The organism is Embleya sp. AB8, assembly GCF_049739465.1.
Classification (GTDB): domain Bacteria; phylum Actinomycetota; class Actinomycetes; order Streptomycetales; family Streptomycetaceae; genus Embleya.
Map to the genome: position 1 here is coordinate 82,803 of NZ_JBMHHY010000014.1, position 14,481 is coordinate 97,283.

Here is a 14,481-nt window from a genome sequence, read left to right on the forward strand (position 1 = left end):
GGCTATGCGATGAAGGTCGACGGTGTGCGGTCGTGCCAGGGGAGGGTTTGTTCGAGGAGGGTGGCGGCGCGGAAGAGGGTGTCTTCCCGGCCGTAGGGGGCGATCAGTTGGATGCCGATCGGTAGGCCCGTGCTGCTCTGGGCCAGGGGGAGGCTGATCGCGGGTTGGCCGGTGATGTTGAAGACGGCGGTGAAGGGGCCGTATTCGAAAATGGTGTCCAGCCAGCCGCGCACCGTGTGGGTCGGGTCGTCGTAGTTCAACGTGCCGTGTGGGGCCGGTAGTCGGCCCAGCGTCGGGGTGATCAGCAGGTCGTGCTCGGTGAAGAAGGCGCCGACCGAGCGGGACACCCGGTTGTGCGCGGCGAACGCGGACACCAGGTCGAGGGCGGTCAAGTCCTTGACGTCGTGCAGGATTTGCCGGGTGACCGCCTCCAGCTTGGTCGGGTCCGGCGGACGGGGCGCGCCGAGCAGCGGTGCGGCGACGAACGCGACCACCTCGGTGACCAGGCCCTGGAGTACACCTTCCCAGTCGACCACCGGGCTCGCCTCCTCGACCCGATGGCCGAGCCCGGCGAGCAGCCCCGCGACCATCATGGTCGCGTCGGCCACCTCGGCGTCGACCGCGCTGCCGGACCAGGACCGCGTGGTCACGCCGACGCGCAACGGGCCGACGGCCGTGCCGAGTTCGGCCGCGTACGGCCGCAGCGGCGGCGGTGCCGTGTACTTGTCGCCGACCCCAGGGCCCTCGATCGCGTCGAGGAGGTGCGCGGCGTCGCGGACCGTGCGGGTGAGGGCGAAGTTGTAGGAGATCCCGAAGAACGCCTCGTCCAGGTCCGGGCCACACGGCGTGCGGCCCCGGCTGGGCTTGAGGCCGACCAGCCCGCAGGCCGAGGCCGGGACGCGGATCGAGCCGGCGCCGTCGGTGGCGTGCGCGATCGGTACGGCGCCGGCCGCGACCAGGGCCGCCGCGCCGCCGCTGGAGCCGCCGGCGCCACGATCGAGGTCCCAGGGGTTGCGGGTGATGCCGTACTTGGCCGACTCCGTGGCGAAGCTGATCGCCATCTCCGGCGCGGTGGTCAGGCCGAGGCTGACCAGCCCGGCGGCCCGGAAGCGGGTCATCAGGTCGCTGTCGTGCGCCGCGCGGACACCCGGTACGGCCCGGCTGCCCAGACAGAACGGCACCCCCTCGGCGACCGGCCCGGCGTCCTTGAGCAGGAACGGCACGCCGGCGAACGCGGCCGCCGGGTCGAGGGAGCGGCCGAGCGCCGGCTCGAACACGGGCAGCGCGAGGCCGTTCACCCGCGCGTCGGCGACCTCCAACGCCGCCCGCGCGGCGGCCTCGACCTCGGCCGAGGTGACCTCGCCGGAGCGAATCAGGTCGCGCAGCCCGATCGCGTCGTACCGCGCGTACTCCTCGAGCTGCATGCCGCTCCCTCTGGATTCCGGTAAGGCGTCAGGCGGTCGCGGGATGGCCCTTGTCGGTGGCCAGTTTGATCGCGAGCCCGCCGAGTACGGTGCCCATCACATAGCGCTGGATCCGCAGCCAGGACGGCCGCCGAGTCAGGAACACCGCGATCGACCCGGCCGCGAGGACCAGGATCGCGTTCACCGCGAGGCTGATCAGAATCTGGACGCTGCCGAGCACGAACCCCTGGAGCAGGACGTGGCCGGCCCTGGGGTCGACGAACTGGGGGATCAGGGACAGGTACATGATCGCGGCCTTGGGGTTCAGCAGATTGGTCAGCAGCCCCATGGTGAACAGTCGCCGCTTGGAGTCCGGCGCAAGCTCCTGCGGCGCGAACACCGACGTGCCACCGGGCCGCAGCGCCTGCCAGGCCAGCCAGCCGAGGTAGGCCGCACCGGCGAGCTTGACCGCCAGGTAGAGCTCCGGCACGACCAGGAACACGGCGGACAGGCCGAGGTTGGCCATCGACATGTAGATCAGGAAGCCGAGCCCCACACCGAGCAGCGACACCAGGCCGGCTCGGCGGCCCTGGGTGATGCTCCGCGACGTCACATACATCATGTTCGGCCCGGGGGTCAGCACCATCCCGAGCGCCACGGCACTCACCCCGACTATCGCGTTTGCCTCGACCACACTTGCCCCCGCCGTCGTGCCACTCCCGGTACGCGCGCAATTCTGTCTTGTCCACAGATTTCCCGGCAACCGGGTTGTCCGGCGCCTCGCTCGGGAGACGCCGATCAGTAGCGAGTGAGCGAGCACGAACGAGCCCGAGCTGATGCCGCCGGGGCCGGAGGAGTACGGACACCCCAAGGCCGCCTTCGGCGGTCCGAAAGCCCGGCCTACGCTGGCCGGATGACCCAGGATGCGCCGGCCGAGCCGGGATTCGTCTTTGTGCCGGACGACCGAGGCGGACCGCTGACCGGTGCGGTGGCCGGACAGCGGATCGTCAAGGAGGACTTCGAGCCGCCGTGGATCGTGGTCGATCGGGAATTGGCGACCGTGAACGTCGTCGGTTGGCCGGGGCGGTTGTATCGGGTCGCGGTGGTCCCGCCGGAGACCGAGCGCGAGCGGGCGGCGATGGCCGAGGCGGCCGAGGGGTTGCGCGTACCGGCCGCCTACACCCGCGCGTTCGCCGTGGACATCCTCGCCGAACTGCCGGTCGCCGCGCTGTTCGGGCCGCACGGGGACGCCGTGGTGGAGATCGTGGACGCCGCCCGGGCGCTCACCCCGGCGACCGCCGCCCGACTCGCGGCGGCACTCGTCCCGCAGGCCCGCGCCTACTTCGGCGCGGCCTGGGACCGTTGGCTCGCCGACGAGCCGAACGCCGCGCCCTACCGGGACGGCGACCACACGTGCACGCTCCTGATCCCCGGCGCGGGTCCGATCGGATCACCGATCGGCAAGGGCTTCCTGGTGCTGTCCGCAGCGGTACGCGCCGCCGCCCGCGAACGCGGCGGCCCGACGGCCTTCGAGATCGAGTACGACGAGGACGGCGAAGCGGACGGCGAGATGTTGAGCCGACCGTGGTCCCGGGCGAGCCACACCCTGTTGCACGCCGCGATGGCCCTCGGCGCACCACACCTGACGGCCGAGCCGGACCGGGCCGTCCTGACCGCCCCGTGGCGGGCGATCAACACCCCCGATGCCGAAGACGATGCCGGCACCGGGAGCCCGCCGCCGCAATGAAGACGGGACCCGCCGCTCGGCCCCTGCACCCCGCCGGCCGGGCTACGACAGTCGGGCGGCGACCGCCGCGACGAACGCGTCCGCCGCCACGATCGACCCCGGGCCCAGGTTGAGATGGGAGTCCTCGGTCCAGCCGCCGAGTACCGTGGTCCGGGTGCGGGCGAGCACGTCGAAGCTCTCCTCCAGGACGAAGTAGCGCGGCTCGCCGGGCACATCCGGCCCCGGCACCAGGGCGAAGTGTGCCTCCGGCGGGTACAGCGCGGGCGGCAGGCATACCAGCAGCCCGCTCCCCGCCCCCAGCCGGACGTGGCTCAGCGCCAGACCGTCGGCGGGCAAGCGCTCCTCCTCCGGCAACCGGGCGCCGACCCCGACCCACATGTCCGCGGTCGCCGCAGTCAACTCGTCGACCGGCGCGGCGAGCAACTCGGCGGCATTGCGCAGCGCGATCGAGCGGAAAATCACGTGTGCGAATCGGTAGTGGTGTTGACGGGTGCTCATCTGCGGCCTTCCGACTGGGCGGGCGGGGTTCCCGAGTGCCGGCCCGGGTGGGCGAAAAACCCGTGGCCGGTTCGGCGTTCATCCGTCATCCTGTTCCGCGATGGGGATGATGGACAGCATGGCCGCCAAGGTGGTGCACGGCGCCACCGTCGAGTTTCGCCCGCGCGGGGCCTCCATGGTCCCGCTTATCCGCAGTCGTCAACTCGTGACCGTCGCGCCGGTCGATCCGGCCCGCCTGGAAATCGGTGACATCGTCCTGGCCAGGGTCGCCGGAAAGATGTACCTGCATCTGGTCTCCGCGCTGGACGTGCCCCGTGCGCGCGTACAGATCAGCAACAACCGTGGCCGCGCCAACGGTTGGACGTCGCATGCCCGCGTATACGGGATCTGCGTCAGCGTGGACGGCGTCCCACGACCGGGTGCTTCCCGGAAGACCCGCGCGCCGGTGTCGACCGAGTAGGGCGCACGTCCGCGCGCCCATCGGAGGCCGGCTCGTGGTGGAAGTCCCGAGGAGGAACCACTCCCGCCACGAGCCGAGCCGCGGGCCGGTTTCGACCCGTTGCCGAGGACGTGTGGGCCGCCCATCCGGTTGCCCGTGATCCGCGCTGCTCCGAGGGGTTCGTGGGGCGCGCTTCCAGGTATGGATCCTGCCATGAAAAAGCTGATCAATGATCCCCGCGACGTCGTGCCCGAAATGCTCGAAGGGCTGGCCCTGGCCAATCCGGGCATCGCGTTGCTCGACGGGACGAACGTGGCACTGCGCGCGGACGCGCGGGCGTATGCGGACAGCGGCCGGGTCGCGGTGATCTCCGGCGGCGGGGCCGGCCACGAACCGGCGCACGCGGGCTACGTCGGGCCCGGGATGCTCACCGCCGCCGTATCGGGGGACGTGTTCACCTCGCCCGCCACGGACACCATCCTGGCCGCGATCCGCGCCGTCGCCGGGCCCGCCGGGGTGTTGCTCGTGGTCAAGTCGTACACGGGGGACCGGCTCAACTTCGGGCTCGCCGCCGAGTTGGCCCGGGCCGAGGGAATCGCGGTCGAACTGGTCCTGGTCGCGGACGACGTGGCGTTGGCGGCCGGCGGCGAGGACAACGCGGGGCGGCGCGGGATCGCCGGGACGGTGTTCGTGCACAAGGTCGCCGGCGCGGCGGCGGCCGCGGGCGCGAGTCTGGCCGAGGTCCGCCGCGAGGCCGAGGCGGCGGCGGGCGCGGTCGGCACGATGGGCGTCGCGCTGAGCCCGTGCACGGTGCCGGCGGCCGGGCAGCCCGGGTTCGAACTCGGCGAGGACGAGGTCGAATTGGGTCTGGGCATCCACGGCGAGGCGGGTGTACGGCGGGACAAGATCGCGCCCATCGACTCGTTCGTGGCCGAACTCCTGGATCGGATCGTGGCGGAGACCGGCCTGACCGCCGGCGACCGGGTCGCCCTGCTGGTCAACAACCTCGGTGGCACGCCCACGATGGAACTGGACATCGTGCTGCGCGGCGCGGTGGGCCACCTCACGGGTCGGGGCCTGGTCCTGGAACGAGCCTGGCGCGGCTCGTTCCTGACCGCGCTCGAGATGGCGGGCGTATCGCTGTCCCTGCTCCGAGTCGACGACGCGCGCCTGGCCCGGCTGGACGCGGCCACCTCGGCGCCCGCGTGGCCGACCCCGGTGCACGGTGTGGTGGGCACGATCACCGTGCTGCCCACGCCGCCGGCGCCCGGCGCCGCGGACGCCGGTACGCCGCTGACCGAACCGACGCCGCTGTCCCGGGTGATCGAGGCGGTCTGCACGGCGCTGATCGCGGCCGAACCGCGCCTGACCGAGCTGGACCGGATCGTCGGCGACGGCGATCTGGGCCTCAGCCTGACCCGCGGCGCCGAGGCGGTCCGGCGCGAACTGCCCGAATACGGCGGCGGCAGCCCGGCCGCCGTGCTGCGCGGCCTCGCCGACACCGTACGCCGGGCGCTCGGCGGCACCTCCGGCCCGCTGTACTCGGTCCTGCTGCTTCGCGCGGCCGGCGTGGTGGCCCGGGACACGTCCGCACAGGGCTGGCGCGAGGCAGCGGCGGCCGGCGCCCGGGCGGTCGCCGAACTCGGCGGCGCCCGGGTGGGCGACCGCACCATGCTCGACGCCCTGGTCCCGGCCGGCGAGGCCCTGGTCGGCGGCGCGAGTCTGGCCGAGGCGATCGACGCGGCCGTCGCCGGCACCGAACAAACCGCGACCCACAGCGCCCGCCGAGGTCGCAGCAGCTACCTCGGCGACCGAGCGATCGGCACGGTCGACCCGGGCGCCGAAGCGGTGGTCACCTGGCTCCGAGCCATCGCCGCCGCCCTGGACACCGAAGCCGAACCCACATAGCAACCCCACACCCCACACCCCGCCCCACCGGCCCGCCGCCGCCGACGATCCCGCGCCGGCCGGCTCCGCCCACCGCCCAGGGCGGCTCGGCCGCCCCGAACAGCCCCGGCGGTTCGGGGCGCGCGGCTGAGGACCCGCCCCGGCCACCTTCGTCCACTGCTCAGGGCGGCTCGGCTGTCCGGAAGGGCCTCGGCGGTTCGGCCGGCGTGGCTGAGGACCCCGCCCCGGCCGCCTTCGTCCACTGCTCAGGGCGGCTCGGCTGCCCGGAACAGCCTCGGCGGCGCGGCCTCCCCGCCGCCGACCCCGCCGCGGCCGGCTCCGCCCACCGCCCGGGCCGGCTCGGCTGTCCCGAACAGCCTCGGCGGCGCAGCCGGAGCGGTCGGCGACACCAACCCGGCCGACCCGAATGGCCAAGCCGACCGGAACGGCTTCACCCACGAGAACGACCTGGTTGCCCCGAACAGCCCGGGCGATTCGCCCGGTTCGGCCGGGGCGGCCGACTTGGTCCGCCCGACCGGCCCGGAGCATCCGGCCGACGCAAGCGGCCCGGCCGACCGAACGGCTGCACTGACGCGAACGGCCGGGCCGGTTCGGCCGGTTCGGCCGATTCGACTGGATCGGCTGGATCGACTCACGCAGCCAATCCGACCGGCCCGGAGCATCCCGCCGCTCCGAACGGCCGCGCCGATGCGAAGGGACCCGGCCGCCCCCATAGTCCGGCCACCCGCACGGCTCGGCCACTCCCAATGCCCAGCCACCCGCACGGCTCGGTCACTCCCAATGCCCAGCCGCCCGCACGGCCCGGCCGCCCGCACCGCCCGCCTGCCCCGGCCGCCCGCGCCAACCCGATCCAACCCGCCGGCGCGACCAACTCCCCGACCGCGCGCACCCGATCACCCCAACGACCGCGACCACCCCGGACCCGGACCGGACCTCACCGAGGCCAACCCGCGCCAGACCCGGCCCCCGCCGACCCCGCCCCCTGACCGACCCCGCCCCCTGACCGACCCCGCGCCCGCCGACCCCGCCCCCTGACCGACCCCGCGCCCGCCGGCCCGAGTGCGCCGGCCCGAGTGCTCAGCGGGACATCGCGTCCGCTGCCAGGTTGCGCAACGTTTCGTAGGCGGTCTGGATGAACGGCGCCCGCACCCCCGCCGCCGTGTTCGTCAGTGCCGCCAGGCCGACGCCCGCCTGTGGGCTGAAGCCCACGAACGCGGTGAAGCCGCGGGTCGAGCCGCCGTGGAAGACCAGGTCGTGGCCCGGGCGGGCGCGCAGGTTCCAGATCAGGCAGATCCGGTCCCCGTCGCCGGGGGTGATCAGCCGGGGGCGGCGGACCTCGGTCAGCGCTCGGGCCAGCGAGTCCGGGCCCACCTCGGCCGGATCCAGGTGCGCGGCCAGATAGCGGGTCAGATCCGTACCCGTACTGCGCACGGCACCCGCCGCCGGCAACGCCGGGATGTCCCAGGGTGGGCGCGGGCGGCCGTGCAGATACCCGGTCACCTGGGGCCCGTTCGGGTCGCACGTGGTCATCGTCAGACCCAGCGGCACCCCCAGCCGGGCGACCACCAGGTCCGGAAACGGCTGCCGCGCGGCGCGGGCGAGCGCGTGGCCGAGGAGTCCCGCGCCCAGGTTCGAGTACGACACCCGCGTCCCCGGGCGTGCGCGTGGCCGGGTCCGGCCGAGCAGCGCGAACAGGCGCTCCTCGGGATACCCCGCGTACGGATTCGTGTACCACGCCTGCAGCGCCGGGCGCAGCGACCCGCGCGGCAGCCGCGGCAATCCTGCGGTATGCGTGGCCAGTTGCAGCAGCGTGACCTGCGCGGACCAACGCGGTCGGGCGCCGGGTGGCAGATAGCCGCGCAGCGGATCGTCCAGCCGAACCTCCCCGCGCGCGACCGCGTCCGCCAGGAGCAACGCGGTGAACGTCTTGGACACCGAGCCCAGTTCGAACCGGGAGTCCGCGTCCACCGCCGGCCCGCGACAGACCACCGAGTGCTCGCCGCCCCGCACCGTCCCCACCACCAGCGCACCGGCCTCGGGAGCGGCGCGCAGCAGCGGGGCGAGCAGGGTCGCGTCCGGGTCGCTCACCCGAGTGTGGGCGCCGGCGCGGTGCCCAGCGACCGGGCCAGCGTGACGGTGCCGGCCACGATCGCGACCACCGCCGTGTGCTCGTGGTCCTTGAACGCCTGCCGCGGATCCTCGTCCACCGGATCCGCGTCGCGCGGCAGCAGCCCGTCGGCCCGCTGCGCCGCGGCCAGCGTGCGCCAGCCCTGGTCGTCGCAGACCGGCTCGGGCAGGCACGCGTCCACGATCAGCAACTCGCCGACCAGGTCGAACTGCGCGACCTCGGCCCACACATCCACCCACACCGGCAACCACACCCGCAGATAGTCGCGGATCTCGGCGGGCAACAGTTCGGGATGCGCACCCCAGTCGGTGATGTGGAACACCGCGTGGGTCATGTTGTACGCGGTCATCCAGTCGATCACCCACGGTTCGGGGGTTTGCCCGAGCCAGGTGTCGGCGCTCAGCTCGGCCCAGTCGGGGCGGTGCGCCAGACCGACCACACGACTGGCGTTGGCCACCGCCAGCCGGCGGTTGGCCATCATCTCGATCGCGCGCACCGAGCGCAGTTCGTCCAGGTGGGCCAGCAGCCGATCCATCCGCTCGTGCCGGATGCCGGCCCGCACGAAGTGCGCGTACGTCTCCAGTGGATCGGTCACCAGCGGATGGCGCACCTGGCGCTCGTACAGGAAGTCCCCCTCGCGGAACTGTCCCCACGCGTAGTCGAGCAACTCCCGCGCGGCGGCCAGCTCGCCGGGCCCCGCGACTCCCTCGCGCAGCACCAGCGAGGTGGCCAACGCGGTCTCGCCGAGCGGTTTGTAGGCACTGTCCCGGTCGTTGAAGTCGACCACGGTGTGCGTGGGCAGCGGCCCGAAGTGGGCGTTCGCACGCAGCCAGCGCAGCGCGCCGGAGCCGATCGTGTGCGCGGTCCTGAGTACCTCCGCCGGCACGATTCCTCCAGTCATCAGCTCGCCAACCCGGTGACGTGTTGGGCGATACGGGTGTCGAGCACGGTGCGGGTGCTGCCGCCGCCGAACAGCCGGACGTGGCGCAGCAGCGGCGCCAACTCCAGTGGGAACGCGACCCCGTCGACGGCCACGAAGGCCAGCCAGCGGGCGATCCGGGCGGCGGTGCGGTAGTCGCGGCGCAACATCGCGCGGGCCGCGCCGCGCGCCAGCGACTCGGCGTTGCGCCGGGCGGCGGCGTGGATCGGCCCGTCCAGGCCGGGCAGGGCCAGGGAGGAGAGTTGGGCCATCCGTACCGACCAGGACTGCCAGGTGCTCGCGTCCGCGACCTGGGTGCCGTCGCCCGGGCGCGGGACGTCCACGGTCAGTCCGAAGCGGGTCAGGGTGCGGGCCGTGGCCCAGTCCTGCCAGGTGATGATCCACCCGGTCTCGGGCGTGGCGCCCAGCGAGTCGGGCGGGAACGCGGCGAAGGCCCGCGCGGCGGCCTCGGCCTGGTCGGCGGGCAGCGGTGTGCCGCGCAGGATGTGGGGGGCGAACGCGTCCGAGCCGAGCACGCGCAGGCCGGGCAGGTCGGCGTCGGGGTCGCCGGCGGCGGCCGGGTGCGGGTCCGGGGCGGCGAAGCCGGCGGGGACGACCGAGCCCCCGGCGTCCATGAGGACGCCGAGGGCACGGCCTGCCACTCGCTCGACCGCCGCCGTGTACGCCTCGTGTGGCGAGGTGTCGGCGAAGGGCATTGTGGTGATCAACTACTTCCCGTCGGTACCGGTGATGTCACGGACACCCGGTTCGGCTTACCGCTCCTTCGGGGGCTTCGGCGACAACAGCAGGCCGAGGAGCAGCAGTCCGGCGCCGAGATCTTCCGGCACGAACAGCGGCGCGTCGCTGATGGTCGTCTCCTCCTCGATCATGAGCGTGGCGACGGTCCCGGCCTGGGTCGGCGTGGCCGTTGCGGGCTGACGGATGTGTTGAGTAAGCATCGGGTGCTCCCTCATCGTGACTTCGCCGCCGGGCAGGCGGCGCCCCCGTGCCTTCGACCATAAGCACTTTTCGTCGGTCTATGCACCATTTCGGGATTGGCGGCGAGTCCTGCTCGTCGGGTCCGCGCGGGCGCACTGCGGGGCGCACTCGGGGGCGCGGGCCGGTCCGGCCGGGCTGCCGAATTGCTCTGCGGATCCGGCGCCCACCAGCGGTTTTTCGCCTTTGTCAGGGTGTCAGTCGGGCCAGGGCGCCGATCTCCAGGGCGGCCCAGATCGCGCCGTCGGGGCCCTGGGTGAGGCCGTGCGGTTCGGCCGAGGCACTCGGCAAGTCGTACTCCGTAAGTGCGCCCGCCGAAGTGAGTCGGCCGATGCGATTCGCGCCCCATTCGGTGAACCAGCAGTCGCCGGCCGTGTCCAGGGCCACCGCGTGCGGTCGCGACTCCCGGTCCGGCAGCGGGAATTGCGACCATTCGCCGGACGCGTCGAGGCGGCCGATCGTGCCTGCGCCGATCTGGGCGCACCAGACCGAACCGTCCGCACCTGTGGTGATGCCGACCGGGGCCGAGCCCTCGGGCAGTCGATGGATGGTCGCCGCGCCCGTCGTGGTGATTCGGCCGATGGCGTGGGCGGCGTTGAGGGCGAACCACAGTGCGCCGTCCGCGCCGGTGCCGATCGCCGCCGGGAACGCGGCCGGGATCGGCAGGTCGAAGCCGGTCACCGTGCCGGTCGGGGTGATCCGGCCGATCCGGTTGGCGGCGGTCTCGGTGAACCACAGCGCGCCGTCGGGGCCGGTGGTGATCCCGAACGGACCCGACTCGGGGGTGGGCAGGTCGAAATGGGTGACCACGCCGGAGACGGTGATTCGGCCGATGCGGTGGGCCCGGTATTCGGTGAACCACAGTGCGTCGTCGGGGCCGGTGACGAGCACGGTCGGCCCGCAGGAGGGATCGCCGAGGTCGTGGGTGGTGTGCGTGCCGGTGGCCGGGTCGAGGCGGCCGATTCGGCCGGCGTGTACGAGGGTGAACCACAGTGCGCCGTCCGGGCCGACGGTGATCGCGTACGGGCCGGATTCGCGGTCGGCGACCGGGAGTTCGCGGATGGTGTGGGGTTTCATCCGAGCCTTCCGGTGGTCGGGTGGGGTCGGGGGTGGGGGTGCGGATATGGGTAAATGCAACTAGGTTGCATTAGATTCAGTGTGACGGATGGAGGGTGTTAATGCAACCTGGTTGCTTTTGGGTCGCTCGGCTCGGCGGTGTCGGGTGAATGGCGACGTGAGTGGCGGTGTGGGTGGGGTGCGGCCCGGTGGGCGGACCGCGCGGACTCGGGACGCGGTGCGCCGGGCGACGCTGGCCGAATTGGCGGAGCGGGGCTTCGACGGGCTGACCGTGGAGGCCGTCGCGGCGCGCTCGGGGGTGCACAAGACGACCGTGTACCGGCGCTGGCGCAATGCCGCCGGGTTGGCCGCCGACGCGCTGGACCTGGCGGCCGAGGAGTCGTGGCCGCTGCCGGACACCGGCACCGTCCGGGGCGACCTGCGGGCGATCACCGCATTGGTGCTGGCCGGCTTCGACGACCCCGAGCGCGGACCCACGGCACGGGCCCTGGTGGCCGCGGCGGTGCACGATCCGACCACCGGCGCGGCGCTGCACCAGTTTCTGCTGGGCCGGCTCGGGCAGGCCGAGGCCGTGGTGGAACGGGCGATCGGCCGGGGCGAGTTGCCGGTGGGTACCGATCCGGGTGAGGTGGTGCGGACCGCCGTCGGCGCGTTGTACTACCGGTTGTTCATCACCCGTGAACCGGTGGACGCCGGGCAGGCGACGCGCGCCGCCGACGCGGCGGTGGTGGCGGCTCGGGCGGGCGTCTTCGTCCGGGACGGGGATTGATGTCGGTGCCGCGCGGCATGGCGGCGGAGGGCCGGGGCCGGCGGGTCAGCAGAACTCGTCGAGGAGCCGGTAGAACTCCAGCCGCTTCGGGTCGAGGGTGCCGGCGGGGTCGTAGCGGGCCAGGAAACGGGCCGCGTGGGCGGGGGAATATTGCTCGTTGTAGTCGGCGCGGAGGCTGCGGGTGATCAGCGCCGGGTCGGCGTGGCGGTCGGTGCGACCGAGGCGGCCGAGGTCGATCAGGCCGGTCACCCGCAGGGTCTCCGGGTCGAGCAGGATGTTGGGCAGGCAGTAGTCGCCGTGGCCGACGACCAGGTCCTCGGTGGGCGGGATGGTCGCGGTCAGCTCGGCGAGCAGCTCGGGGCCGGTACGGCCGAGCCGATCCTCGTCCAGGTCGTCGAGATCGACCAGGCCGGCCGCGACGGCGTGCGTCGCGGCGGGCACCGTGACCGCGAGGGTGCGGTCGAACGGGCAGTCGGCGAGCGGAAGTTCGTGCAGCGTACGGGCCGTCTCGGCGAGCGCGTCGATCACCGCGTCCCGCTGCTCGGCAGGCCACGGATCGGCCGCGGAACGACCCGGCACGGCGCGGGTGAGCAGCCAGCCGCCGGACTCGTCCACCTCGTGGTCGAGAATCTCGGCCACCGGGACACCCCGGCCTGCCGCCCACACCCCACGGGCCACCTCCGCGGAAAGCTGGAATCCGCTGTCCGGATGCGCGCTCGCCTCGCCGACCTTGAGATAAAGCTCCTCACCACCACGCCCGAGCAACCGATACACACCCGCACCGGAACACCCCACGGCGACCGATTCCCACACATAACCCGCAAACCGCCGGCGAAGATCATCCCTCATCACCCCGCCATCCTCCCCGAGCCCCACCCCTCCCGCCGGCAAATTTCCACCGCTCGGCCCGACGGCTCGGTCCGGGCTCAGAGTTCGAACCAGCCGGTGTGGACGTGCCAGTGGTGGCCGGCGCGTAGGTGGTCGCCGATGGCGCGTTGCAGGGTGGTGTGGCGGGGGAGGGCTTCGGGGGGTAGGTCCGGGTTGCCGAAGACGAAGCCGATCGGGGCGGTGTCGGCCGGGGGGAGGCTCGTGGTGGTGGCGTCCAGGTGGAAGCGGCGTTGGAAGCGGATGATGTTGGTGTCGTTCGGAAGGTACTCGCGAAGTTGCGGGTCGAGCAGCCAGGATCCGCAGACGGCGATTCGGTAGTCCTCGGTCGGGAAGTGGCGGGGGAAGAAGTCGCGGGCCAGGGAGAGGGATTCGTCGCAGGCGGCCGGGGTCAGCGGACCGTGGAAGTCCGGGATGTGCACCATCAGGACGGGGTCGTCCGCGCGGTAGGGGAGGCCGCGTGCGGCGGCGCTCGCGGCGCCTGGTTCGAGCAGGTACGAGCGTTGGAACTGGAGTCGGCCGAGTTGATACAACTCGCCGCGAAAGGCGAACTTGGGCCAGTGCACCGCGAGCAGCCCGCCGGTGCCGTGCCGCCGTCGGTGGACCGCCACGTGGCGACCGAGGTCGGCGAGCGTACGACGGGAGACGTCGGCCGGGATGCCGAGCGTGTGGTGGTAGGCCAGGACGTGCGGGCGGGCGGCGAGGTAGACGAATACGTGGAACCAGTGGCCGACCGGACCCGCGGCAGCCGGGAGGGCCGGGGTGTTCAGTGGCTGCTCGACCGTACCGAGGCCGGCGAGCAGGGCTCGGACGGCGCATTCGAACAGCTCGTGCCAGAACGGGTCGGCCAGGAGCGAGCCGCGCGTCGCGACCAGGTCGTTGATGTCCTCGTGCGGGAAAGTCAGTTCGAGGAGTATCGCCACCAGGTCGTCGCCGGCGGGCAGGGTGATCTCGACGCCGGTGCGGAAGTCGGCCAGCGCGGTCAGCCACGTGGCGAGCCGCTCGTCGGCGCGCAGGAGGTCCGCCGGGTGCTCGGGCGGACCCGAGCCCGGGTCGGTCATGCCGCGGACGCGCGCAGGTCGATCGAGTAGAACACCTTGTCGTAGCGGCGCGCGCCGACCGCGACGAAGTCGTGCAGGCGGCCGTACTCGACGAAGCCGAGCGAGCGGTACAGGTGCAGCGCGTTGGCGTTGTCGCCGCGGGCGTCGAGGGTGAGGATCTCGACCGACGCGGCGCGGGCGTCCTCGAGCAGGGCGGCGGTGAGCAGCCGGCCGATGCCGCGACCGTGCGCGGACGCGGCCACCGCGACCTTTTCGAGGTCGGCGTTGGGCCGGTGGGTGGGCCGGTCGTAGCGCCGCCAGTAGCCGAAACCGACCAGGTCCTCGCCCACGTAGGCGAACCGCAGTGCCGCGTCGCCGGAGCGCTGCGCGGTGGCGAGTTCGGTCAGCAGCGTGGTCACCTCGGCGAGCGGCGGCGGCTCGACCCAGCCGAGCGCGGCGCCGCCCAGGACCAGCTCGGCCAGGATCGCCCGCACCGGCTCGATCGCGAGCGCTACGGCGTCCGCTCCGCGCAGCTCGACGGGCGCGCGGTGCGGTGCGGTCGGGTCAGGGGCCGGGGCCGGGGTCGCGTTCGGGCCGAGGTTCGGGTCGATCTTCGTGTGTGCGGTCACATGGGCAAGGTTATTGAGTGGCTGTGGATCGTGGAGAGGGGGC

15 protein-coding genes are annotated in these 14,481 nt (G+C 73.1%); 4 read left to right on the top strand and 11 right to left on the bottom strand.

Translation table 11 applies throughout. The features are described 5' to 3' along the window. Positions 1 to 2 precede the first annotated feature (2 nt). A complete protein-coding gene (locus ABIA38_RS21795; protein ID WP_424640417.1) occupies positions 3 to 1,424 on the bottom strand; it encodes an amidase in 1,422 nt (473 codons plus the stop codon). 28 nt (positions 1,425 to 1,452) lie between these two features. Next, a complete protein-coding gene (locus ABIA38_RS21800; protein WP_424640577.1) occupies positions 1,453 to 2,049 on the bottom strand; it encodes a LysE family translocator in 597 nt (198 codons plus the stop codon). 267 nt (positions 2,050 to 2,316) lie between these two features. Between ABIA38_RS21800 and ABIA38_RS21805 the strand changes: the two genes are divergently transcribed. Beyond that, entirely contained in the window at positions 2,317 to 3,150 is an 834-nt protein-coding gene (locus ABIA38_RS21805) for a hypothetical protein (protein WP_424640418.1), read from the top strand. Between the two features lie 42 nt (positions 3,151 to 3,192). On the opposite strand, the gene ABIA38_RS21810 is transcribed toward ABIA38_RS21805, so the two are convergent. Then, complete coding sequence (locus ABIA38_RS21810) at positions 3,193 to 3,648, bottom strand: hypothetical protein (RefSeq protein ID WP_424640419.1); 456 nt, start codon at positions 3,646 to 3,648, stop codon at positions 3,193 to 3,195. 100 nt (positions 3,649 to 3,748) lie between these two features. On the opposite strand from ABIA38_RS21810, the gene ABIA38_RS21815 reads away from it, so the two are divergent. After that, the gene (locus ABIA38_RS21815; protein WP_424640420.1) at positions 3,749 to 4,108 is read left to right on the top strand and encodes a S26 family signal peptidase; all 360 of its coding nucleotides are present in this window, start codon (positions 3,749 to 3,751) and stop codon (positions 4,106 to 4,108) included. A 192-nt stretch (positions 4,109 to 4,300) separates the two neighbouring features. Further along, positions 4,301 to 5,995: a dihydroxyacetone kinase family protein gene (locus tag ABIA38_RS21820; RefSeq protein WP_424640421.1), complete on the top strand. Its 1,695-nt coding sequence runs from the start codon at positions 4,301 to 4,303 to the stop codon at positions 5,993 to 5,995. 1,077 nt (positions 5,996 to 7,072) lie between these two features. Here the strand turns inward: ABIA38_RS21820 and ABIA38_RS21825 are convergent. The 5 genes from ABIA38_RS21825 to ABIA38_RS21845 form a co-directional block, all read right to left on the bottom strand. Next, positions 7,073 to 8,083: a serine hydrolase domain-containing protein gene (locus ABIA38_RS21825; RefSeq protein WP_424640422.1), complete on the bottom strand. Its 1,011-nt coding sequence runs from the start codon at positions 8,081 to 8,083 to the stop codon at positions 7,073 to 7,075. Continuing rightward, complete coding sequence (locus tag ABIA38_RS21830) at positions 8,080 to 9,024, bottom strand: DUF6895 family protein (protein ID WP_424640423.1); 945 nt, start codon at positions 9,022 to 9,024, stop codon at positions 8,080 to 8,082. The genes ABIA38_RS21825 and ABIA38_RS21830 overlap by 4 nt, the downstream gene beginning before the upstream one ends. After that, positions 9,024 to 9,758 carry a hypothetical protein gene (locus tag ABIA38_RS21835; RefSeq protein WP_424640424.1) on the bottom strand — a complete coding sequence of 245 codons (735 nt, stop codon included), beginning with the start codon at positions 9,756 to 9,758 and terminating at the stop codon, positions 9,024 to 9,026. The genes ABIA38_RS21830 and ABIA38_RS21835 overlap by 1 nt, the downstream gene beginning before the upstream one ends. 57 nt (positions 9,759 to 9,815) lie before the next feature. Further along, positions 9,816 to 10,001 (bottom strand): hypothetical protein, encoded by a 186-nt coding sequence (locus tag ABIA38_RS21840; protein ID WP_424640425.1) that lies wholly within the window; start codon positions 9,999 to 10,001, stop codon positions 9,816 to 9,818. Between the two features lie 226 nt (positions 10,002 to 10,227). Then, positions 10,228 to 11,115 (bottom strand): virginiamycin B lyase family protein, encoded by an 888-nt coding sequence (locus ABIA38_RS21845; protein ID WP_424640426.1) that lies wholly within the window; start codon positions 11,113 to 11,115, stop codon positions 10,228 to 10,230. Between the two features lie 157 nt (positions 11,116 to 11,272). Between ABIA38_RS21845 and ABIA38_RS21850 the strand changes: the two genes are divergently transcribed. Next, positions 11,273 to 11,884: a TetR/AcrR family transcriptional regulator gene (locus ABIA38_RS21850; RefSeq protein ID WP_424640427.1), complete on the top strand. Its 612-nt coding sequence runs from the start codon at positions 11,273 to 11,275 to the stop codon at positions 11,882 to 11,884. A 45-nt stretch (positions 11,885 to 11,929) separates the two neighbouring features. Here the strand turns inward: ABIA38_RS21850 and ABIA38_RS21855 are convergent, their stop codons facing one another. From ABIA38_RS21855 to ABIA38_RS21865, 3 genes are all read right to left on the bottom strand, one after another. Then, positions 11,930 to 12,733: an APH(3') family aminoglycoside O-phosphotransferase gene (locus ABIA38_RS21855; RefSeq protein WP_424640428.1), complete on the bottom strand. Its 804-nt coding sequence runs from the start codon at positions 12,731 to 12,733 to the stop codon at positions 11,930 to 11,932. Between the two features lie 77 nt (positions 12,734 to 12,810). Beyond that, on the bottom strand, positions 12,811 to 13,830 hold the full coding sequence (locus ABIA38_RS21860) for an acyltransferase domain-containing protein (RefSeq protein WP_424640429.1): 1,020 nt from the start codon (positions 13,828 to 13,830) through the stop codon (positions 12,811 to 12,813). Further along, positions 13,827 to 14,342 carry an N-acetyltransferase family protein gene (locus tag ABIA38_RS21865; RefSeq protein WP_424640578.1) on the bottom strand — a complete coding sequence of 172 codons (516 nt, stop codon included), beginning with the start codon at positions 14,340 to 14,342 and terminating at the stop codon, positions 13,827 to 13,829. Before ABIA38_RS21865 ends, ABIA38_RS21860 begins: the two co-directional genes overlap by 4 nt. Positions 14,343 to 14,481: the final 139 nt, after the last annotated feature.

Bases quoted from the DNA above. Each gene is read 5' to 3' on its own strand.
- ABIA38_RS21795 (WP_424640417.1), bottom strand. From the start codon at position 1,424: ATGCAGCTCGAGGAGTACGCGCGGTACGACGCGATCGGGCTGCGCGAC.
- ABIA38_RS21800 (WP_424640577.1), bottom strand. From the start codon at position 2,049: ATGGTGCTGACCCCCGGGCCGAACATGATGTATGTGACGTCGCGGAGC.
- ABIA38_RS21805 (WP_424640418.1), top strand. From the start codon at position 2,317: ATGACCCAGGATGCGCCGGCCGAGCCGGGATTCGTCTTTGTGCCGGAC.
- ABIA38_RS21810 (WP_424640419.1), bottom strand. From the start codon at position 3,648: ATGAGCACCCGTCAACACCACTACCGATTCGCACACGTGATTTTCCGC.
- ABIA38_RS21815 (WP_424640420.1), top strand. From the start codon at position 3,749: ATGGGGATGATGGACAGCATGGCCGCCAAGGTGGTGCACGGCGCCACC.
- ABIA38_RS21820 (WP_424640421.1), top strand. From the start codon at position 4,301: ATGAAAAAGCTGATCAATGATCCCCGCGACGTCGTGCCCGAAATGCTC.
- ABIA38_RS21830 (WP_424640423.1), bottom strand. From the start codon at position 9,024: ATGACTGGAGGAATCGTGCCGGCGGAGGTACTCAGGACCGCGCACACG.
- ABIA38_RS21835 (WP_424640424.1), bottom strand. From the start codon at position 9,758: ATGCCCTTCGCCGACACCTCGCCACACGAGGCGTACACGGCGGCGGTC.
- ABIA38_RS21840 (WP_424640425.1), bottom strand. From the start codon at position 10,001: ATGCTTACTCAACACATCCGTCAGCCCGCAACGGCCACGCCGACCCAG.
- ABIA38_RS21845 (WP_424640426.1), bottom strand. From the start codon at position 11,115: ATGAAACCCCACACCATCCGCGAACTCCCGGTCGCCGACCGCGAATCC.
- ABIA38_RS21855 (WP_424640428.1), bottom strand. From the start codon at position 12,733: ATGAGGGATGATCTTCGCCGGCGGTTTGCGGGTTATGTGTGGGAATCG.
- ABIA38_RS21860 (WP_424640429.1), bottom strand. From the start codon at position 13,830: ATGACCGACCCGGGCTCGGGTCCGCCCGAGCACCCGGCGGACCTCCTG.